The sequence below is a fragment of the Pseudomonas tructae genome (assembly GCF_004214895.1).
Classification (GTDB): domain Bacteria; phylum Pseudomonadota; class Gammaproteobacteria; order Pseudomonadales; family Pseudomonadaceae; genus Aquipseudomonas; species Aquipseudomonas tructae.
Genome location: NZ_CP035952.1, coordinates 2,705,299 through 2,724,984 on the forward strand (window position 1 = coordinate 2,705,299; position 19,686 = coordinate 2,724,984).

At 64.7% G+C, this 19,686-nt stretch carries 22 protein-coding genes; 9 read left to right on the plus strand and 13 right to left on the minus strand.

Features of this window, described 5'->3' with window-relative positions:
- Positions 1–117: 117 nt before the first annotated feature.
- Positions 118–1,857, minus strand: a complete 1,740-nt coding sequence (locus EXN22_RS12465) for a dipeptidase (protein WP_130264333.1) — start codon at positions 1,855–1,857, stop codon at positions 118–120.
- A gap of 314 nt (positions 1,858–2,171) precedes the next feature.
- Between EXN22_RS12465 and EXN22_RS12470 the strand changes: the two genes are divergently transcribed.
- The 3 genes from EXN22_RS12470 to hemN all read left to right on the plus strand — a co-directional run bounded on the left by EXN22_RS12470 (position 2,172) and on the right by hemN (position 5,410).
- Positions 2,172–2,615: a hypothetical protein gene (locus EXN22_RS12470; RefSeq protein WP_130264334.1), complete on the plus strand. Its 444-nt coding sequence runs from the start codon at positions 2,172–2,174 to the stop codon at positions 2,613–2,615.
- 88 nt (positions 2,616–2,703) lie between these two features.
- Positions 2,704–4,038 carry an oxygen-independent coproporphyrinogen III oxidase gene (locus EXN22_RS12475; protein WP_130264335.1) on the plus strand — a complete coding sequence of 445 codons (1,335 nt, stop codon included), beginning with the start codon at positions 2,704–2,706 and terminating at the stop codon, positions 4,036–4,038.
- A complete protein-coding gene (hemN, locus tag EXN22_RS12480) occupies positions 4,025–5,410 on the plus strand; it encodes an oxygen-independent coproporphyrinogen III oxidase (RefSeq protein ID WP_130264336.1) in 1,386 nt (461 codons plus the stop codon). Before EXN22_RS12475 ends, hemN begins: the two co-directional genes overlap by 14 nt.
- On the opposite strand, the gene cobA is transcribed toward hemN, so the two are convergent.
- The 10 genes from cobA to EXN22_RS12530 all read right to left on the minus strand — a co-directional run bounded on the left by cobA (position 5,389) and on the right by EXN22_RS12530 (position 12,930).
- Complete coding sequence (cobA, locus tag EXN22_RS12485) at positions 5,389–6,240, minus strand: uroporphyrinogen-III C-methyltransferase (protein ID WP_130264337.1); 852 nt, start codon at positions 6,238–6,240, stop codon at positions 5,389–5,391. The two genes, hemN and cobA, sit on opposite strands and share 22 nt — an antisense overlap.
- A 72-nt stretch (positions 6,241–6,312) precedes the next feature.
- The gene (nirJ, locus tag EXN22_RS12490) at positions 6,313–7,491 is read right to left on the minus strand and encodes a heme d1 biosynthesis radical SAM protein NirJ (protein WP_130264338.1); all 1,179 of its coding nucleotides are present in this window, start codon (positions 7,489–7,491) and stop codon (positions 6,313–6,315) included.
- A gap of 1 nt (position 7,492) precedes the next feature.
- Positions 7,493–8,008 (minus strand): siroheme decarboxylase subunit beta, encoded by a 516-nt coding sequence (gene ahbB, locus EXN22_RS12495; RefSeq protein WP_130264339.1) that lies wholly within the window; start codon positions 8,006–8,008, stop codon positions 7,493–7,495.
- A complete protein-coding gene (locus tag EXN22_RS12500; protein ID WP_130264340.1) occupies positions 7,983–8,426 on the minus strand; it encodes an Lrp/AsnC family transcriptional regulator in 444 nt (147 codons plus the stop codon). The genes ahbB (EXN22_RS12495) and EXN22_RS12500 overlap by 26 nt, the downstream gene beginning before the upstream one ends.
- On the minus strand, positions 8,419–8,934 hold the full coding sequence (gene ahbB, locus EXN22_RS12505) for a siroheme decarboxylase subunit beta (RefSeq protein ID WP_130264341.1): 516 nt from the start codon (positions 8,932–8,934) through the stop codon (positions 8,419–8,421). Before ahbB (EXN22_RS12505) ends, EXN22_RS12500 begins: the two co-directional genes overlap by 8 nt.
- Positions 8,931–9,389, minus strand: coding sequence for an Lrp/AsnC family transcriptional regulator (locus tag EXN22_RS12510; RefSeq protein ID WP_130264342.1), 459 nt, complete (start codon positions 9,387–9,389; stop codon positions 8,931–8,933). Before EXN22_RS12510 ends, ahbB (EXN22_RS12505) begins: the two co-directional genes overlap by 4 nt.
- Before the next feature lies 1 nt (position 9,390).
- Positions 9,391–10,569 (minus strand): cytochrome D1 domain-containing protein, encoded by a 1,179-nt coding sequence (locus EXN22_RS12515; protein WP_130264343.1) that lies wholly within the window; start codon positions 10,567–10,569, stop codon positions 9,391–9,393.
- Complete coding sequence (locus EXN22_RS12520) at positions 10,566–10,889, minus strand: c-type cytochrome (protein WP_130264344.1); 324 nt, start codon at positions 10,887–10,889, stop codon at positions 10,566–10,568. The genes EXN22_RS12515 and EXN22_RS12520 overlap by 4 nt, the downstream gene beginning before the upstream one ends.
- Positions 10,890–10,908: 19 nt before the next feature.
- Positions 10,909–11,223, minus strand: coding sequence for a c-type cytochrome (locus EXN22_RS12525; protein ID WP_130264345.1), 315 nt, complete (start codon positions 11,221–11,223; stop codon positions 10,909–10,911).
- A gap of 24 nt (positions 11,224–11,247) precedes the next feature.
- Positions 11,248–12,930 carry a nitrite reductase gene (locus EXN22_RS12530; RefSeq protein WP_130264346.1) on the minus strand — a complete coding sequence of 561 codons (1,683 nt, stop codon included), beginning with the start codon at positions 12,928–12,930 and terminating at the stop codon, positions 11,248–11,250.
- 199 nt (positions 12,931–13,129) lie between these two features.
- Here EXN22_RS12530 and EXN22_RS12535 point away from each other — a divergent pair, with 199 nt between their 5' ends.
- The 6 genes from EXN22_RS12535 (at position 13,130) to EXN22_RS12560 (ending at position 18,539) form a co-directional block, all read left to right on the plus strand.
- Positions 13,130–13,924 (plus strand): CbbQ/NirQ/NorQ/GpvN family protein, encoded by a 795-nt coding sequence (locus EXN22_RS12535; RefSeq protein ID WP_130264347.1) that lies wholly within the window; start codon positions 13,130–13,132, stop codon positions 13,922–13,924.
- Complete coding sequence (locus tag EXN22_RS12540) at positions 13,908–14,486, plus strand: cytochrome c oxidase subunit 3 (protein ID WP_130264348.1); 579 nt, start codon at positions 13,908–13,910, stop codon at positions 14,484–14,486. The genes EXN22_RS12535 and EXN22_RS12540 overlap by 17 nt, the downstream gene beginning before the upstream one ends.
- A gap of 9 nt (positions 14,487–14,495) precedes the next feature.
- Positions 14,496–14,732, plus strand: a complete 237-nt coding sequence (locus tag EXN22_RS12545) for a cytochrome C oxidase subunit IV family protein (RefSeq protein WP_130264349.1) — start codon at positions 14,496–14,498, stop codon at positions 14,730–14,732.
- A 97-nt stretch (positions 14,733–14,829) separates the two neighbouring features.
- Entirely contained in the window at positions 14,830–15,270 is a 441-nt protein-coding gene (locus tag EXN22_RS12550; protein ID WP_130264350.1) for a c-type cytochrome, read from the plus strand.
- 3 nt (positions 15,271–15,273) lie between these two features.
- The gene (locus EXN22_RS12555) at positions 15,274–16,701 is read left to right on the plus strand and encodes a cbb3-type cytochrome c oxidase subunit I (RefSeq protein ID WP_130264351.1); all 1,428 of its coding nucleotides are present in this window, start codon (positions 15,274–15,276) and stop codon (positions 16,699–16,701) included.
- Positions 16,701–18,539 carry a nitric oxide reductase activation protein NorD gene (locus tag EXN22_RS12560; protein WP_130264352.1) on the plus strand — a complete coding sequence of 613 codons (1,839 nt, stop codon included), beginning with the start codon at positions 16,701–16,703 and terminating at the stop codon, positions 18,537–18,539. Before EXN22_RS12555 ends, EXN22_RS12560 begins: the two co-directional genes overlap by 1 nt.
- Here the strand turns inward: EXN22_RS12560 and EXN22_RS12565 are convergent.
- Positions 18,536–18,727, minus strand: coding sequence for a protein DnrP (locus EXN22_RS12565; protein WP_130264353.1), 192 nt, complete (start codon positions 18,725–18,727; stop codon positions 18,536–18,538). The two genes, EXN22_RS12560 and EXN22_RS12565, sit on opposite strands and share 4 nt — an antisense overlap.
- Positions 18,724–19,407 carry a Crp/Fnr family transcriptional regulator gene (locus EXN22_RS12570; RefSeq protein WP_130264354.1) on the minus strand — a complete coding sequence of 228 codons (684 nt, stop codon included), beginning with the start codon at positions 19,405–19,407 and terminating at the stop codon, positions 18,724–18,726. The genes EXN22_RS12565 and EXN22_RS12570 overlap by 4 nt, the downstream gene beginning before the upstream one ends.
- Between the last annotated feature and the right edge of the window lie 279 nt (positions 19,408–19,686).

The following is a 19,686-nucleotide window of genomic DNA, read 5'->3' on the forward strand; positions in this document are numbered from 1 at the left end:
AAATTAGTTGACGTCAAAATGATATCACTGAAGAAAAACGGCGCAAGGCCCCCCACTGTGGGAGCGGCCTTGCGCCGCGATGGGCTGCGAAGCAGCCCTGGGTAGACAGCAGCAGGATCAAAGCTTGGGCAATTGCCCCACACGCCCCATCATTTCCGTCACCACCTGCAGGTCCAGCAGGAACTGCTCCACGGTCTTGAACTCGTTGTCGTTGTGCCCGGTGTACTTGACGTCGGGCATGGCCAGGCCGAACTGCACGCCATTGGGCAATTCGTGCACCGAGGTGGCGCCGGCGGAGGTGCCGAACTCGTGCTTCATCCCCAGGTTTTCGCTGGCCACGGCCAGCAGCGCCTTGACCCATTCACCCTCGGGGTTGCGGAACATCGGCGCGGCGATCGAGTAATCGAAGGTCGGTGCGATATGGCTCTGCTTGCTCCAGGCACCCAGCTTGTCGGCGATTTCTTTCTTCAAGACTTCCGGGCTCTTGCCCTTGGGCACGCGCAGGTTGACCGCCAGCTTCAAGGCCTTGTCGTCCAGGCCGACGTAGGTCAGCGAGGTGGTCAGCGGGCCCATGAAGCTGTCGGAGAAGCCGACACCCAGTTTGCCGCCCAGGTAGTCCAGGCCCCAGTTGTCGGCAGCGTAACGGGCGGCGTCGGTGATGTGGTTGTGCTTGAGCGCGACCTTGCCGTCGAGGCTATTGATGAAGTCGAGCATCCGCGCCACCGGGTTGACCCCGGACTCAGGCTCGGAGGAGTGCGCCGAGACGCCGGTGACCGTCAGCTTGACGTCCTTGCCATCGACCTTGGCGCTGACCTCGAAGTTGCCGCCATTGGCCTTGGCGTACTGAACACCGGCTTTTTGCAGGGCCGCCGCCAGCTCGGCAGGCTTGTCGGTCACCAGAGTGGCCACCGAGGTCGAAGGGATCTGGTTGGTGGCCAGGCCGCCGGTCAAGCCGGTGATTTCGGCGCCTTTGCCGTCGCCTGCGCGGCGGGCAAAGCTGGCCATGACCGTGCCGTAACCTTTCTCGGCGATCACCACCGGGTAACCACCGTCCAGTGCCAGGTTGTAGTTGGGTGTCGGGTTGCGTTCGAAGTAGTAGGGGATGGCGTCGCCGCTGGTCTCTTCGGTGGTGTCGACCAGCAGCTTGAAGTTGCGTGCCAGCGGCAGCTTTTCTTCCTTGATGATCTTCATGGCGTACATCGCCACGACGATGCCGTTCTTGTCGTCTTCGGTGCCGCGGCCATACATGCGGTCGCCCACCAGAGTGACCTTGAACGGGTCGAGGCGGGTGCCATCCTTGAGCACCCAGTTCTCCGGCGTCACCGGCACCACGTCGGCATGGGCGTGAATACCGACCACTTCATCGCCCTGGCCTTCCAGGGAGATTTCATAGACACGGTTGTCGATGTTACGGAAGTTCAGGTTGAAGGCCTGGGCCAGGTCCTTGATCTTTGCCGCGATCTTGATGAACTCGGGGTTGTCGTGCTGCTCGACGCCCTCGACGCGGAAGGTCGGAATGGCCACCAGCTCACGCAGGGTCTGGGTGGCCGCCGCGCCGTACTTGACCCGGGCATAGATACCCAGCAAGCGATGGATTTCGTTCTGCTGCTCGGCCGTCAGCGGCTTGTTGCCGAGAAACGCGGCGATGCTCTGGTCGAGCTTGTCGGCCTTGGCCAGATCGCTTTTCGCCACACTGGCGAGGAACTGGCGGAAGTCCTTGACCGAAGCGTCAGTGAAACTCTTGAGGATGGCCGCGCTTTGCTGTGGGGTGATGTTGGCAAGGGCAGGCGAGGTGACCGATGCCAGGCCAGCGAACACAAGGGTGGCCGCAGCCAGTTTTTTCAGGGCGAAATTCATTGCGGGGGACATTCCTTTGCAGGCAAGTGATGAGAAAGGATGAATGCAACAAAACTTTTCCAAGCTACCACCACGGCGGGTGACACGGGAGCCCCTGAAATGGGATGTGTCGCACAGAAATGTAAAAGCGGCGCAGAATCGCAAAAGCCATGCGCGCTGTAGGCGCGGGCTTGCCCCGCGATGCGTTCTGCCAGGCGAACATCGCATCGCGAGGCAAGCTCGCTCCCACCTGGAATTAGTTGACTGCCGTCAACCGCCCAGGCCTGCCGCTGCGCTAGTCTGGACCTCAGCGCCAGCCACCCGCCGAGGCCCCGATGCTCTACCCGCTGCTGTTAACCCTGCATCTGTTCGCCGCAGTGATCTTCATCGGTACGGTGTTCTTCGAGGTGCTGTTCCTGGAACACATCCGCAAGCAGCTACCGGCCAAGCTCATGCTGCTGTTGGAACAAGCCATCGGCCAACGCGCCCGGCAACTGATGCCCTGGGTGCTGCTGGTGCTGTTCGGCGCCGGGGCAGGGATGGTCGCCCTGCGCTATGCGCCGCTGCTGGCCGCGCCCTTGGCGTCGTCCTTTGCCACCTTGCTGCTGCTCAAGATTGCCCTCGCTGCCAGCGTCCTGGTGCATTTTCTGGCGGCCATGCTGTTGTTCAGGAGCGGGCGCATGAGCAGTGGCCGGGTGAAGTTCATTCACCACAGTGTGTTCATCCATCTGCTGCTGATCCTGTTGCTGGCCAAGGCCATGTTCTACCTGAGCTGGTAGCCACCCGCGCGGCGCTTGATGCAAATCAAGGCCTGCAGGCCGGACTCGGCGGACACTGAGGCTCCGTAGCCCGTCTCGGAGCCCCGCCATGCTTGATCCACTCCATCGCCACTGGCAGCAGACCACCGCGCACGGGCACTGGCCGGGTGAGCCTGGGGGGCATGCCGATACCCGCAGGTTCCATGCCGGCATCGGTTCGCTGGATGCCCTGCGTGCCCTGCGCGCCAGCCGCCAGCAGCACCGGCCCTTGTCGTTGAGCGTGCAGTTGCCGGCCGGCCTCGGTGGCGAGCAGCAGGACGCCTACCTGCGCTGCCTGCAACGGGAGATTGCCCTGGTGGGCTGCCACCTGGGCGCCGACCAGCGCATCGAGCAGTTTCAACTCAGTGGTGCCACCCCGAGTGCCCAGGTGCTGCAAGGGTTGATGGAGCAACTGCGCAGGCGCTTCAACTTTCTTGAACACGAACTGGGCGACTACGGCGTCGAAGTCGATTTGCACCACACCGACTGGGCGACCATGGGCTTGCTGCGTGACCTGGGTTTCAACCATGTCAGCATCGGGGTGCCCGATTGTCGCCAGGACGCGCTGCCGTCGCCCGCCCGCTGCCAGAACCCGGCGCCGATTCACTCGCTGATCGATGCGGCGCGCACCTTCGATTTTCGTTCGGTGAGCGTCGACCTTGGCTACGGTCACGCCTGGCAGACCCTGGACAGCTTCGCCCGCAAGCTGGCCACCCTGATCGAGCTTGAGCCTGACCGCCTGCAGGTCTTCGATTATGCAAAGCCACCGGCGCGTTATGCCCACAGCGCCCGGCAAGCGCCGTGCAGCCCGGCTGACAAGGCCCGGATGCGTCAGCTGTGTTTTGCCCAGTTGCTCGCCGCAGGCTACCAGCACATCGGCCTGGGCCAGTTCGTGCGCGCCGACGACGACCTGGCCATCGCCCAGGAACGCGGGCGCCTGCGCCGCAATTGCCAGGGTTTCACCCGGCACGGTTACTGCGACCACGTTGGCCTGGGCCTTGGCGCCATCAGCCAGTTCGACGAGCTCTACACCCAGAATGCCCTGACGCTTGCGCACTACCTGCAAGCGCTTGGCAACGACCAGCTGGCCACCTGTCGAGGCTGGCGCTGTGAGGCCGATGACCAGCTGCGCCAACGGCTGGCCGAGCGCCTGGCCTGTGACCTGGAGCTGGATATCCAGGCCTTCGAGGCCCGTTACGGGGTGGACTTTACCCAGTACTTCGCCAGCGCCTGGTGCCAGCTGGAGGCCATGAGCCGGGCCGGGCTGGTTGAGCTGTCAGTGCGTTACATCAGCATATTGCCCGCCGGCCGTGTGGAAGTGGATGCCATCTGCCAGTTGTTCGCACCGAGCAGCCCGGGGCTTTCCCTCCATCAGCAATGGGTCGACCACGATGCCAGCCTTTGAATTCAACCGCGCCCTGGTGAAAAAGTACGACCGTCCGGGGCCACGCTACACCTCCTATCCGACCGCGCCGCAGTTTCATCAGGCCTTCGCCCTCGATGATTACCTGCAAGCGGTGCAGGCCAGCAACCAGGGCGCTGCAACCAAACCGCTGTCGGCCTATATCCACATCCCGTTCTGCCAGAGCCTGTGCTACTACTGCGCCTGCAACAAGATCATCACCCGCAAGACCCATCGCGCGGCCGAGTACCTGGGCTACCTCAAGCGTGAGATTGCCATGCAGGGCGCGCTGTTCGAACGCAGCCGCAAATTGACCCAACTGCACCTGGGCGGCGGTACGCCGACCTACCTGAGCAACGCCCAACTGGCCGAGCTGATGGACTGCCTGCACCAGGCGTTCAACCTCGACGACAGCGATGCTCACGAGTTTTCCATCGAGGTCGATCCGCGCACCATCAGCACCGGGCAGGTTCAAATGCTGCGCGGCCTGGGCTTCAACCGCCTGAGCTTCGGCGTGCAGGATTTCGACGCCGATGTGCAGGCGGCGGTCAATCGCCGGCAAAGCGAGGCACAGATCTACGCCCTGGTGGCGGCAGCGCGCCAGGCGCGCTTCAAATCGGTCAGTGTCGACCTGATCTACGGCCTGCCATTGCAAACCGTGCACAGCTTCGATGTGACCTTGAGCAAGATCATTGACCTGCGCCCGGATCGCATCGCCGCCTACAGCTACGCACACCTGCCTGAACAGGTGCGGGCGCAACGGATGATCCGTCCACAAGACATGCCACCACCAGAGCGCAAGCTGGAGCTGCTGGAGCTGACCATCCAGCGCCTGACCGAGGCCGGTTACGTGTACATCGGCATGGACCATTTCGCCTTGCCCGACGACGAGCTGGCCCTGGCCCGCGCCAACGGCACCCTGCAGCGCAACTTCCAGGGCTACTCGACCCATGCCGACTGTGACCTGATCGGGCTGGGCGTGTCGGCCATCGGCAAGGTCGGCGACAGTTACAGCCAGAGCGTCAAGCTGCTCTCCCAATACTATGCGCGGCTCGACCAGGGCCTGCTGCCGATCCAGCGCGGCTACCGCCTCAACGCCGACGATGTGCTGCGCCGCGAGGTGATCAACCAGCTGATGTGCCATGGCCGGGTCGACTTCGCTCAGTTGGAAGCGGCCCATGGGATCCGCTTCAACGACTACTTCGCCGATGCCCTGGGGCAGTTGGCCGAGCAGGTGGATGACCAACTGCTGACCCTGGGGCAGGATGCCCTGCAGTTGCTGCCCCAGGGCCACTTGATGATGCGCAACACCGCCATGGCGTTTGACGCCTACCTTGGCGGCGGGCGCCAGGGTCAGTTTTCCAGGACGGTCTGAGCGGGCGTAAGCTGCGCTGCAGTCTGCCGGCTGGAAAAGCTTGCCGGGTAGCGCAGCGTCTGCTCGGCGAACAACCCGACCACCTTGCCGATCACGGTCAAGGTCGGAGTCGCGGCAGGGCAGTGCCGGGCCAGCGTCGGCAACTGCCCGAGGGTGCCGCGCAGCACCTGCTGGTCGGCGCAGGTGCCGCGGCTGATCAGCGCCGCCGGGGTATCGGCAGCAAGCCCGGCAGCGATCAATTGCGCGCTGATCACCTGCAGGTTGGCCAGGCCCATGTAGAACACCAGGGTCTGGCTGTCGTCGGCCAGGCTCTGCCAGGGCAGGTTCAGTTCGCCATCGTGCTGCAGGTGACCGGTGACGAAGCGGCAGGAGTTGACCAGCTCGCGGTGGGTCAGGGGAATGCCGGCGTAGGCACTGCAGCCGGCAGCGGCCGTGATGCCCGGTACCACCTGGCAATCGATGCCCTGGTGCAGGAGAAACTCGAGCTCTTCGGCGCCGCGGCCGAAGACGAACGGGTCGCCGCCCTTGAGCCGCACCACGCGCAGGCCCTGGTTTGCCAGATCGACCAGCAGCTGGTTGATCTGCGCCTGGGGCAGGCTGTGATAGCCGCTGATCTTGCCAACGTAGTGGCGGTTGCAACCCGGCGGGATCAGCGCCAGCAGCTCGCTGCTGATCAAGCGGTCATAGACCACCGCATCGGCCTGCATCAGCAGGCTCCAGGCGCGCAGGGTGAGCAGGCGCGGATCGCCGGGGCCGGCGCCGACCAGGGCCACCTCGCCCGGGTTGAAGGGCGAGTGCAGGGCTGCGGGTAGAACAGAGGCACAATGCATGAGGGCGCTCCTTGATCCATCATCAGGGGTGCCGGGGTGGCGGCTGTCTCGGCGCCTTGCCCGGTCAGGTTGTCAGGTCATCACGCAAGGAATGCCGGGCGAGGGCGGCAGGCCGATCTCTTCATCACTCAGGTGGCAGCCGGGGTCCTGGCCCCAGAGGTCACCCGCGGCCCAGGCGCGGGTACGGGTGTTGCCGTTGCAGATGCTCAGCCAGCGGCAGGCGGCGCAGCGCCCGGTTACCGCGCGAGGGTGCTGGCGCAGGCGCAGCAGCAGCGGGTCGGGCTCGTCCAGCCACAAGGTGCGAAACGGCGTGCGGCGCACATTGCCCACCGAATGCTGCCACCAGTAGGTGTCCGGGTGAACCTCGCCGGTGTTGTCGATATTGGCGATGGCGCTGCCCGAGGCATTGCCGCCCCAGGCCCGCAGCATCTGCTCAAGTTGCGCTGCGTGTTCAGGCAGATGGCGCTCGGTCCACTGCAGCAAGAGGATGGCATCGGCGTCGTTGTTGCCGCTGACAAAGTCACTGTCGCGGCCGTGCTCGATATCCTCCCAGGCCCGGTCGAACAGCAGGTTCATCGCCTCACGGCTCATCTGCTGCAGGGCGTCGAGCTTGCGGCTGCGTTTGCCACGGCCGCTGTAGTTCAGGTGCGAGAGGTAGAACTTGTCGACATCGTGCTCACGCATCAGCGCCAGCAAGGCCGGCAACTGGGCGTGGTTGTCTTGGGTCAGGGTCGTGCGCATGCCGACGCGAATACCCTGTTCGCGGCACAGGCGGATGGCCTTGAGCGAACGGGCGAAGCTGCCTTTGAGCTGGCGAAAGGCGTCGTGGGTGGCCTCCAGGCCGTCGATGCTGATGCCGACATAGTCGAACCGGGCGGCGCGCACCCGGGCGATGTTGCTTTCATCGATCAAGGTGCCGTTGCTCGACAGGGCAACGAACATGCCCCTGTCGCGGGCATGGGCGCTGAGCAGGAACAGGTCGTCGCGCAGCAGCGGCTCGCCGCCGGAGAGGATCAGCACCTTGACCCCGGCAGCGGCCAGGTCGTCGATCACCTGCAGGGCCGCCTCGCTGTCCAGTTCATCGCGAAACACACTGTCGGCCGAGGTGGCGTAGCAGTGCTTGCAGGTCAGGTTGCAACGCCTGAGCAGGTTCCAGATCACCACCGGCGGGCGCGGGCTGCCCGGTGGGCTGCTGCGTGGCGCCGGGCTGGTGCCGGCCAAGGCGCGCAGGTAATGGCTGATTCTGAGCATGTCAGGCTCCTTGACCCAGGGCGCTGGCGGGCAGGCGAATGCCGGTCTTCTTCAGGATGCGGCTGCTGACCAGCATCTCGTCGGCCCGGCAGGCATTGCCCAGCAAATAGCGCAGGTGTTCGCGGTAGCTGTCGATCTCGGTGGCGCTGCGGCCATGGACCATGGCGAACAGATTGTACGGCCAGCGGCCGTTACGTGGGCGCCGGTAGCAGTGGCTGACGAAGGGCTGGGCGCCGATCAACCGGCCCAGGCGCGGCATCTGAGTGTCGTCGACATCCCAGACGGTCATACCGTTGAAGCGATAGCCCAGGCGGTAGTGATTGGGCACGGCGGCGATGCGCCGAATCGCGCCGTCGGCCTGCAGGCCCTTGAGTAGCGCCAGGGTTGCCTCGACGCTGAGCTGCAACTGCTCGGCCAGCCAGGCCCAGGGATCGTCCACCAGCGGCAGGCCGGCCTGGGTCAGGGCTACCAGGCGCAGGGCCAGGGCCTGTTCAGAGCGAGAAGTACAAACCGACATGGTAGGTTTCCTCCTTGGGCAGGTTCAGCGGGGCCAGGCCGGTGCGTTGGTGGATGCGCTGCAGGGCGTGGTCAAGTGCCTCGGGGCTGGCGCAGGCGAGTACGAACCACATGTTCCAGGCATGCTCGCGGCGGTAGTTGTGGGCGACTTCGGGCATCGCCGCCAGTGTGGCGGCGACGGCCTCGAAGCGTGCTTCGGGCACCGTCAGCGCGGCCAGGGTAAAGGCGCCGCCCAGGCGCTCGATGTCGAACATCGGCCCGAAGCGGGTCAGGCTGCCGTCGTCGAGCAGCCGCTGCAGGCGTTCGCGCAGGTGCTGGCTGCTGCTGCCCAGTTCTTCGGCCAGCACCTGCCAGGGCTGCGGCACCAGCGGCAGGCCCAGTTGCAGGCGGTTGATCAGGCGCCGGTCAAGTTCATCCATGGGAGCAAGTTCCGTGGCTGGCGGGGGCGAAACGGCCACCACACTGTTTGAAGGCCTGGGTGCTGAACAGGATCTGATAGGGCAGGTCGCTGAGCAGGTGCCGCTCGAGCAACGCCGTGATCTGCGCCTCGACCCGCTCGCGCTGGCGGCCATGGACCATGCAGAACAGGTTGTAGCGCCACTGCGGCAAACGACGCGGGCGCTGGTAGCAGAGGCTGACCTGCGGCTCGCGCCCCAGACGCTGGCCGACTTCGTCGATCAGCGCATCGGGGATGTCCAGCACCAGCATGGCGTTGGCGGTATAGCCCAGGGCGCGGTGATTGAGGACCAGGCCCAGGCGACGGAACAGACCGTGCTGCTGCCACTGCCGGACCTGCGCCAGGACCTGTTGCTCCTCGGCACCGATCTGCTGCGCCAGGTGCTGATAGGGGCGCGCCAGCAGGGGCAGGCCCGCTTCGAGCAGACGGCGCAGGGCCAGGCTTTGCCCGGCATCCAGTGCGCGGTTCATGGTGCTTCTGCCAGGGCGAAGCCCAGGTCGATGCGGTAAGCGGTGAGCATCGGCAGGTCGAGCGGGGTCAGGCCGGTGTCGGCCTCGAGCTCGTCGAGGACCTGTTGCAGGTGCGGGCGATCCGGCCCGGTGAGCACGAACCAGAGGTTGTAGTGATGCTCGCGGGCATAGTTGTGATTGACTTCGGGGAACTGGCTGATACGCGCGGCCACCTGCTGCAGGCGCTCGGCAGGCACGGCCAGGGCCGCCAGGGTGCTGGCGCCGGCGTGACGGTGCTCGAACACCGGGCCGATGCGCGACAGGCTGCCACGCTCGGCCATCTGTTGCAGGCAGGCAATGAGCTGATCCTGGCTGCAGTCCAGTTGCTGCGCCATCTCCCGGTAGGGTTCGGCGCAGACCGGCATGCCATGCTGAAAGCGTTCGATCAAGCGGCGTTCAAGGCTGTGCGCTGGCATCTCAGTACCCCATCTGCTGGGCGCGGCTGCTGAAGAAGATGCCGCTGGGCGCGGCGGCGCGCAGGCTGGCGAGGCGCTTGAGGCGGTAGGGGTCCCAGACCTGGACCTGATCGGCGTCACGCACCGATAGCCACAGCTGGTCGCCACGCCCGGTGAACTCCATGTGCAGTACGGCCGGGCCGGGCTTGAGGTCGGCAATCACCTGGTGGGATTCGCTGTCGATGACTTGCACCCGGTCGTTGTCCGGGTAGGCGAAGTTGACCCACAGCTGACGGCCGTCCGGGCGCGCGGTGACGAACACCGGCTGCCCGGCAACAGCGATGGCGGCGGTCTGCTGCCAGCTGCGCGCATCCATCACCAGCACCTGATGACGGCCGACCGCTGGCACGAATGCCTGGTTGTCCGCCAGCGCCCAGCCTTCCAGGTGCGGCATCTTGTACACCGGCAGCTTGGCCTGGCCGCGGCCGTAATCACCGAGCACGCGCTTGACCCCGCGTTCCGGGTGCCAGAGGTCGAGCTGGGCCATGCCGTCTTCGCCGAACAGCCCGGCCAGGTAGTAACGCCCGTCGGCGGTGATCAGGGCGTCATAGGGTTGCTTGCCGATATCGCTGTAGCGGGTGATCTGCGGGGTGTTGCCCTGGCTGAAGTCGGCGCTCCAGATCTCGCCGCTGTCGAACAGGCTGAAGACGAAACGCTGGCCCGGCGCGTCGACCAGGCCGACCACCCGCGAACGTTTGCTGCCATCGGCCAGCAGGGTGGCGGGGATGTCGGCGACCAGCTCAAGGGTCGCGGCATCGAACACCTTGACCCCGCCGGGCACGTAGTTGGACACCGCAATCAAGCTGCCGTCCTGGCTGATCGCGCCGCCGATGCTGTTGCCGCCCTGGATCAGGCGTTTGTCGATGCGCTGCTTGAGCAGGTCGATTTTGCTCAAGCCGCCATCGCGGCCAAACACGTAGGCGTAGCGCTGGTCGCGGGAAAACACCGCCGAGGCATGGGACAAGTCGCCCAGCCCGTCGAGCCGCGTCAGGGCCTGGCCGTGGCTGGTCTCAATGATCTGCACGCTGCCGCTGGCGCGCTCGATCACCAGGCCCAGGTCGCCACTGCCGCGCAGCGGCGCTTGCGCACAGGCGGACAGCAGCAGCGCCGCGGCGGCGGGCAGGATCAGGCTTCGGATCATGGGGTGGGTGCTCCTTGCAAAAGGTGATCGACCAGCCAGCCGATGTCTTCGCTGCTGAGCAGCGCCTGCCAGGCGGGCATGGCGCTGCCCGGGCGGCCGAAGCGCACCGTGGCTATCAGGCTGTCGCGGGGTTTGCCGGCCAGGGCTTTTGGGGTCAGTTCCGGGCCCAGGCCGCCGGTCAGGTGCAGGCCATGGCAGGCGCCGCAGTCCTGGGCCAGCAGGTGTTTGAGCTGCGCCTGGCGCTGGGCGTCAGGCGCGGCGAAAACAGGCAAGCAGAGCAGGAGGGCCGTCAGGCTGACAACGCCGTTGCAGGTGTTCATGACGCCCTCCTTGGGTGGCTTACTTGAGGCTCAAGACCCAATTGGCCAACAGTTTTGCTTCATCATCGCTGACCGCGTTGGCCGGCATCGGGATCGGCCCCCAGTTGCCCTGGGTGCCGTTCTTGATGTGGCTGGCCAGGGTGTCGGCGGCGCCTTTGACACCTGCGTTTTTTACCGCCACGTCCTTGAGCGAAGGCCCTACCAGCTTGCTGTCGACGGCATGGCAGGCAACGCAGGACTTGCTCTGGAACAGTGCCAGCCCATCAGCGGCCACTGCCGGTTGCAGGCTGGCACTGGCGAGCAGGCCAAGCAGTGAAAGCAGAGTATTTTTCATGACGGCTCCTTGCGTTGATGAAGCTCAATAAATGTCGTTTTGGGTGTTGTAGACATTGAACTTGCCGGTCGGGGTGATCAGCCGCTTGTCCTTGATCACCTGCTTGAGCGCCAGGGTCTTGTCGTCGATCACCACCAGCGCCGACTCCTCGGTCTGGCCGTTCCACACCGAGAACCAGACCTCGTCACCGGCCTTGTTGTATTCGGGCTGGACCACGCGCAGGGCGCCTTGCTTGATCCCCGAGTACTCGGCAATCGGCAGCACCTTGTAGCCGGCATCGAGTTTGTCGATGTCGAACACTGCCACCGACTGGCTGATTTTCGGGTCGGGGTTGAAGGTGGTGTCGACGTACAGGTGGCGCGACGCGGGGTGGGTCTTGATGAACAGCGAGCCGCCGCCCTGGCCCTTGAGCGAGCCGACCTGTTTCCAGGCGTACTGCGGGTGCTTGAGCGGGTCGGTGCCGATCATCGAGATACCGGCATCGCCCAGGTGGCTGGTGGCCCACACCGGGCCGTACTGCGGGTGCACGAAGTTGGCGCCACGGCCGGGGTGCGGGGTCTTGCCGACATCGACCAGGGCGGTCAGGCGGCGCTCTTTGGAGTCGATCACCGCGACCTTGTTGGAGTTGTTGGCAGCGGTCATGAAGTAGCGATGGCTGCTGTCCCAACCGCCGTCGTGGAGGAACGGCGCGGCGTCGATGCTGGTGATGGTGAGGTTCTTGATGTCCTGGTAGCTGACCAGCATGACCTTGCCGGTTTCCTTGACGTTGACGATGAACTCCGGCCACTCGTGGGAGGCGATGATCGCCGCTACCCGTGGCTCGGGGTGGTATTCCTGCTTGTCGACGGTCATGCCGCGGGTCGAGACGATCTGTTTCGGCTCCAGGGTTTCGCCATCCATGATGGTGAACTGCGGCGGCCAGTAGGCACCGGCGATGGTGTACTTGTCCTCATAGCTCTTGAACTTGGAGGTCTCCACCGATCGCGCTTCGATGCCGATCTTGACCTCGGCCACCTTGGTCGGCTCCTTGGGCCACAGGTCGATCATGTCGATGCGCGCATCGCGGCCGATGACCAACAGGTAGCGCCCGGAGGCGGAAATCCGCGAGATGTGCACGGCATAGCCGGTCTCGACGACTTTGACGATCTGTTTGCTGTCGCCATCGATCAGGGCGATCTTGCCGTCGTCGCGCAGGGTCACCGAGAACAGGTTCTGCAGGTTGAGGCTGCTCAGTTGGCGGGTCGGGCGGTCTTCGGGCTTGACCAGCAGCTTCCAGGTCTTGCGGGTTTCGGCCATGCCCCATTCCGGCGGGGTGGGTGGGGTGTGCTGGATGAACTGGGCCATGCGGGTGATCTGCGCCTTGCTCAGCGCGTTGGAAGTGCCCCAGTTGGGCATGCCGGCGGGCGAGCCATAGCTGATCAGCGCCTCCAGGTAGGCCTGGCCACGGGCCTGGGTGATGTCCGGGGTCAGCGGCTTGCCGGTGGCGCCCTTGCGCAGCACGCCGTGGCATCCGGCGCAGCGCTGGAAATAGATCTCTTTGGAGGCATCGAAATCGGTTTGGCTCATGTCCGGCGCGCCGGGGCTGGTGACCATGGCCGCTGGCGTCGCGGTCGGGGGTTTCTGCTCGGCGTTGGCACTGCCGGGCAAGGCCAGCGCCAACGCCGAACAGAGGCTCAGGGCAAAGGTTTTTCGGGTACTGATCAGCATTCCTTCTCTCCTCAGGCTAGACCTTTGCGATGTGCTGGCAGGCCAGGACAGAGCGCAGGTTCTTGGTGCCGGGAAAGGCTATGCCGGAGCAGGCCGCAGACCGCTTGACGGCGATCAAGTTTGCCGGCTGCGGTGCTTGCCAGGTTGTCGCAGGGGCTCTTAGCGTGGTGGTCGAACCCGCTGTCTATCCAGGTATGCCATGGACCTCACAGAACCTCGCTGCGAACCCTTCTACCACGCGCAAGGCAACGAACTGGCGCTGTTCCAACAGGCCTGGCGCCACGGCTTGCCGGTGCTGCTCAAAGGCCCTACGGGTTGCGGCAAGACCCGCCTGGTCCAGCACATGGCCCAGCGCCTGAAACTGCCCCTGCACACCGTGGCCTGCCACGACGACCTGAGCGCCGCCGACCTGGTTGGCCGGCACCTGATCTGCGCCCAGGGCACCTGGTGGCAGGACGGCCCGCTGACCCGCGCGGTGCGCGAAGGCGGCATCTGCTACCTCGATGAAGTGGTCGAAGCGCGCCAGGACACCGTGGTGGTGCTGCACCCGCTGGCCGACGGCCGCCGCGAACTGTTTCTCGAACGTACCGGCGAGGTGCTGCAGGCACCGCCGTCGTTCATGCTGGTGGTGTCCTATAACCCCGGTTACCAGAACCTGCTCAAGGGCATGAAACCCAGCACTCGCCAGCGCTTTGTCGGCCTGCGCCTGGACTACCCGCCGGCCGCTGAAGAAGCGCTTATCGTGCGCCGCGAGGCCGGCGTCGATGGCGCCCTGGCCAATCAACTGGTCAAGCTCGGCCAGGCCCTGCGCCGGCTGGATCAGCACGACCTGGAAGAGGTGCCCTCGACCCGCCTGCTGATCTTTGCCGCGCGCATGATCGGCGCCGGCATGGGGCCGCAAGAAGCCTGCCGGGCCTGCCTGGCCGAGCCACTGAGCGATGATCCGGTGACGGTGGCGGCGCTGATGGACGTGGTCGATGTCCACTTCCCTTGAACCTGGCGTCCGGCCTTTGCCGGGCGACCTGGCGATGTGGTTGTTCATCCTGGCCGAGCTTACGGTGTTCGCCCTGCTGATCCTGGCCTTCAGCGTTACCCAGCAGCTCAAGCCGCAACTGTTCGGGCAAAGCCGCCAGTTGCTCGACATCTCCACGGGCCTGGCCATGACCCTGAGCCTGCTCAGCGCCGGCCTGCTGGCGGCGCTGGCCCAGGTGCAGGTACGCCAGGGGCAGTCGCGGCGGGCGGCCGGGTTGCTGCTAGCGGCGATGCTGATTGCTTGCGTCTATGTCGGGCTCAAACTTTTCGAGTATCACCACCTGCTGGGCGCGGGCCTGGGCATCGAGCACAACACCTTCTTCACCCTGTACTGGATTCTCACCGGCTTTCACTTTCTGCATGTGCTGCTGGGCCTGTTGATCCTCGCCTGGCTGGCGCTCACCGCCTGGCGTCACGGCTACGGCCCGCAGCGTTGCAGCGGCTTCGAATCCGGGGTGTTGTACTGGCACATGGTCGATCTGGTCTGGGTGCTGTTGTTCCCGCTGGTCTACCTGATCGGTTGAGGAGGGTGGATGTCGTCTTCGATATTTCTGTTGCTGTGCTGGTTGGCCCTGGCCTGCCTGAGCCTGGGTTCGGTGCTGCTCGGTCAGGGCGCGCTGGTGCTGTTGTTGGCCGTGGCCAAGGCCTGGTTGATCACCGATGGCTTCATGGAATTGCGCCACGGCCCGCAGCGCTGGCGCTGGCTGATGCTCAGCTGGGCCCTGGTGCTGGCGGCGCTGTTGGGCCTTGGCTTGTACCTTCGCGGTTAATACCCGAGTAAAACCATCAACGTTTCTTGATTGCCATCAAGCAGGTTTTGCCCCCGCGCTTTCTATCATGGCCAGGCCAAGCAATGAGGACGCGACCATGTCAGAGACCTTCACCAAGGGCATGGCCAGGAACATCTATTTCGGGGGAAGCGTGTTCTTCTTCCTGATTTTCCTGGCCTTGACCTACCACACCGAACAGACCTTTCCCGAACGCAGTAACCAAGCGCAATTGACCGAGGCGGTGGTGCGCGGCAAGACGGTCTGGGAGCAGAACAACTGCGTCGGCTGCCACACGCTGCTGGGTGAGGGCGCGTACTTTGCACCCGAGCTGGGCAACGTGTTCAAGCGCCGTGGCGGCGAGGAGGGCTTCAAGCCGTTCCTGCATGCCTGGATGAAGATGCAGCCGCTGGGCGTGCCCGGGCGTCGGGCCATGCCGCAGTTCAACCTGAGCGAACAGGAGGTCGACGATATCGCCGAGTTCCTCAAGTGGAGCTCGAACATCAACACCAATGGCTGGCCGCCAAACCAGGAGGGCTGAGTAATGAGCATTGCCAATCCCCATCTCAAATTTGCCTCCCAGGCTGTTGCCAAACCCTACTTCGTGTTTGCCCTGATCCTGTTTCTGGGCCAGGTGCTGTTCGGTTTGATCATGGGCCTGCAGTACGTGGTCGGTGACTTCCTGTTTCCGGTCATTCCCTTCAACGTTGCGCGCATGGTCCACACCAACCTGCTGATCGTCTGGCTGTTGTTCGGCTTCATGGGCGCGGCCTATTACCTGGTGCCGGAGGAGGCCGACCGCGAGCTGCACAGCCCGAAACTGGCAATCGTGCTGTTCTGGGTATTCGCCGCCGCCGGGGTGCTGACCATCCTCGGTTACCTGCTGGTGCCCTATGCGGGGCTGGCCAGGCTGACCCACAACGAGTTGCTGCCGACCATGGGCCGCGAGTTCCTCGAGCAACCGACCATCACCAAGCTTGGGATTGTCGTGGTCTGCCTGGGCTTTCTCTACAACATCGGCATGACCCTGCTCAAGGGCCGCAAGACCACCGTGAGCATGGTGATGATGACCGGCCTGATTGGCCTGGCGGTGTTCTTCCTGTTCTCGTTCTACAACCCGGGGAACCTGGCCCGTGACAAGTTCTACTGGTGGTGGGTGGTGCACCTGTGGGTCGAAGGCGTGTGGGAGTTGATCATGGGCGCGATGCTGGCCTTCGTGCTGATCAAGATCACCGGGGTTGACCGCGAAGTGGTGGAAAAGTGGCTGTACGTGATCATCGCCATGGCCCTGATCACCGGCATCATCGGCACCGGCCACCATTTCTTCTGGATCGGTGCGCCCGAGGTCTGGCTGTGGGTCGGTTCGATCTTCTCGGCGCTGGAGCCGTTGCCCTTCCTGGCCATGGTCATGTTCGCCTTCAGCATGGTCAAGAACCGTCGCCGCGAGCACCCCAACCGCGCCGCCACCCTATGGGCCAAGGGCACCACGGTGACCGCGTTCTTCGGCGCCGGGGTCTGGGGCTTTTTGCACACCCTGGCACCGGTCAACTACTACACCCATGGCACGCAACTGACCGCCGCCCACGGCCACCTGGCGTTCTATGGCGCATACGCGATGATCGTCATGACCTTGATCAGCTACGCCATGCCGCGCCTGCGCGGGCTCGGCGAGGCCGCCGATGAGCGCTCGCAGACCCTGGAAGTGTGGGGCTTCTGGCTGATGACCCTGTCGATGGTGATGATCACCTTGCTGCTCACCGCCGCTGGCGTGGTCCAGGTGCTGTTGCAGCGCTGGGCCGAAGATGGCAGCGCCTTGCCGTTCATGTCCACCACCGAGCAGTTGCGCGGGTTGTTCTGGGCGCGGCTGGTCAGTGGCGTGGGCTTTCTTGCGGGACTTGTGTGCTACCTGCTGAGCTTTCGCCAGCGCGCTCGCGCCGCCTTGCGCGCACCGGCCAGGGTAGTGCCCTCGTAATGGCCTTCACGGTCGAATTGGAAGAATGGGTCGGTAGTCTCTGGCATCGCTTCATCACCCGCCGGGCAAGTGTCGATTTCCCTGAGGCCCAGGTCGAACTGGCACCGCGGCAACAGCGCCTGGCCCTGTTGTTCCGGGCCATGGGCGGGGCTGGCGGTATGGGTGTGGAGGCGGCCAGTGAGCGTGACCTGCTGCTGCGCCGCAGCCTGTTGCAGCAGATCGCCGGCACTTGCAAGCAGGCGCCACTGGCCTGGTGCGACGCCCACAACCTGCGCTTGCCGGCTCACCTGGCGGTGTTTCCTGACGCGGCCTTGAACGAGGAGCTGTATCGCTGGCTGGCCTTGCTCGCGGCGCAGGCGGGGCCGATGCGCCATTGGGGGCGGGACAACCAGCGCTGGACCCGGGCATTGCTGCAACGCTTTCCCGGCTTGACCGGCCGCTACCAGCGGCTGGTCGAGGCGCACCTGCAATTGCGCCCGGATCCGGCCGCGCTGAGCGCCGATGAGGCGCGGCTTGAACGCGCCTTGCGTCAGGCCCTGCGCGCGCCGGGCAGCGTCGAGGATTTTCCGCGCAGCGAACGGGCAGCCTGGCCGCTACCGCTGTGGCTGTATCCGCCCCTGCACCTGGCCAGCCCCCAGGCGGGTGACCTGGAAGAGGCCGAGTACGCGCTACCCGACACCCCCGGCCAGCAGCAGGGTGGGCGCAAACGCGCCACCCGCATCGATGACAGCCCGGCCAAGGGCGGCCTGTTGATCGTGCGCCTGGAGAACCTGTTCAGCTGGACCGAACACGTCGACCTTGACCGTTGGGAGGACGACAGCGAAGACCCGGAGGCCGCCCGGGTTGCCGAAGACCTCGATCAACTGACCCTGTCGCGCACCCGAATTCGCAAGGGCGGCGGCCTGAAACTGCACCTGGACCTGCCGCCGGCGGAGGTCGACGACATTCCCCTGGGCGCAGGCATCAAGCTGCCGGAATGGGATTATCGCCAGGGCCGCCTGCAGGCGGATTTCGCCAATGTGCAGATGCTCGAGCCGCGAGACACCGCGCCCAAAGCCTTGCCTGCTCACCTGCAGGCGTCAGCGCGGCGCTTGCGCCGGCAGTTCGAACAATTGCGCACTGACCGTCAGTGGTTGCGCCATCAACCTCAGGGCAGCGAGCCGGACCTGCAGGCCTGGCTGGATTTTCACGTCCAGTGCCAGCAGGGGCAGGGTGTCGAGCGTGGCCTGTTCCTGGAGCAGCGCCGCACCCGGCGCGATCTTGCCTGTCTGTTGCTGGCGGACCTGTCGATGTCTACCGACGCGCACCTGAACGATGAACAACGGGTCATCGAGGTGATTCGCGACAGTCTGTTGCTGTTTGCCGAGGCCCTCAATACGCTGGGCGATGACTTTGCCTTGTACGGTTTCTCTTCGCTGCGCCGCCAGCAGGTGCGCATGCAGCAAGTCAAAGCCTTTGGCCAGCGCTATGACGATGTGACCCGTGGCACGATCCAGGGGCTCACGCCCGGTTACTACACGCGCATGGGTGCGGCGATCCGCCAGGCCAGCCAGGTGCTAGGCAAGTGCAAGCAGCGGCGCAAGTTGTTGCTGCTGCTCACCGATGGCAAGCCTAACGATCTGGACCTGTATGAAGGGCGTTATGGCGTCGAGGACACCCGTGAAGCGGTGCGCGAGGCCCGGCGCATGGGCCTCACACCGTTCTGCATCACCATCGACCGGGAAGCCGGCGCCTACCTGCCGTACATGTTCGGCAGCAATGGCTACAGCCTGATTCGCCAGCCCGAACAGCTGCCGTTGCGCTTGCCGCAGTTGTATCGGCAACTGACGCAAGCCTAGCGCGGCAACCACAGCACCATCGCCACACAAAACAGCGTCAGGCCGATACAGAACCACAGAAAACGCAGTTGCTGGCGCGCCCCGGCCAGCGCTGCGGTGGCCGGCAACGGCATGCCGCAGTGCTCGCAGGTGCTGGTTTTGGCCGGGTTGGTGTGTTCGCAGTACAGGCACACGGGCAGGGCATTCATTCGAACTGCTCCAGCCGTGGTCGATCGAGAATGGCGATGCAGCGGCCTTGCTGGGAGATGATCTTTTCATCGATCAGGCGGCGGATGATCCGTGAGAAGGTTTCCGGCTGGATCGACAGGTGCCCGGCAATCAACTGCTTGGCCATCGGCAGTTCGAACTGGCGCGCCACCGGTTGCGCATGCATCAGTTGCCCCAGCAGGTAACGCACCACCCGGTGGGTGGCGTTCTTCAGCGACAGGGTTTCGATTTCATTGACCCGCTGGTGCAGGCGCACGCACAGTTTGCCGAGCAGGGCGAAGGTCAACCGGCTGTTGCTTTGCAGCAGGCGCATGTAGGTGCCGGTCGACAGCCGGTACAACTGCGATTGGCCGACTGCCTCGGCCGAGGCCACATAGTTGGGCGTGTCCATCAGCATCATCGCTTCGGCGAAGGTCTGCCGCGGCCCGATCACCTCAAACACCTTTTCCTGGCCGTCCGGCGTCAGCCGGTAGATCTTCACCGCCCCGGCGATCACGAAGTAGAACGCCTCGGCCGGCTCGCCCTGGCGGAACAGCGGTTCGCCCTTGTCGACATTGAGCAGTTGGCTGTTGCCCATCAGTTCATCGAGCTGCTCGTCGTTCAACGGCTCGAACAGGTGGTGGCTGCGCAAAATCTGGTGGTGGACGCGGTGCAGAACCATGGCAGTTCATCCTCAGGCGGGAAATGGGGTGGTGCATGAGCAAGAGCCGGGCCAGTCGGCATTTGCCGTGTTATCCATGCTGCGGATGGGGCAGGGTTGAAAATACCCGGAGTCTTTGGGTGATATTTACCCTGGCAGGGTCATTTTTACCCCGATGCTGCCTGCGCCGGCCTGCAATTGCGCCAGGGCACGGCCCTTGCACAGGGTTGTTCAACAGCCATTGGCAGCCTACGCGGTTATACGCCAGGCGCCTTGACGTGCGACAAGGGCAAGCGAGCG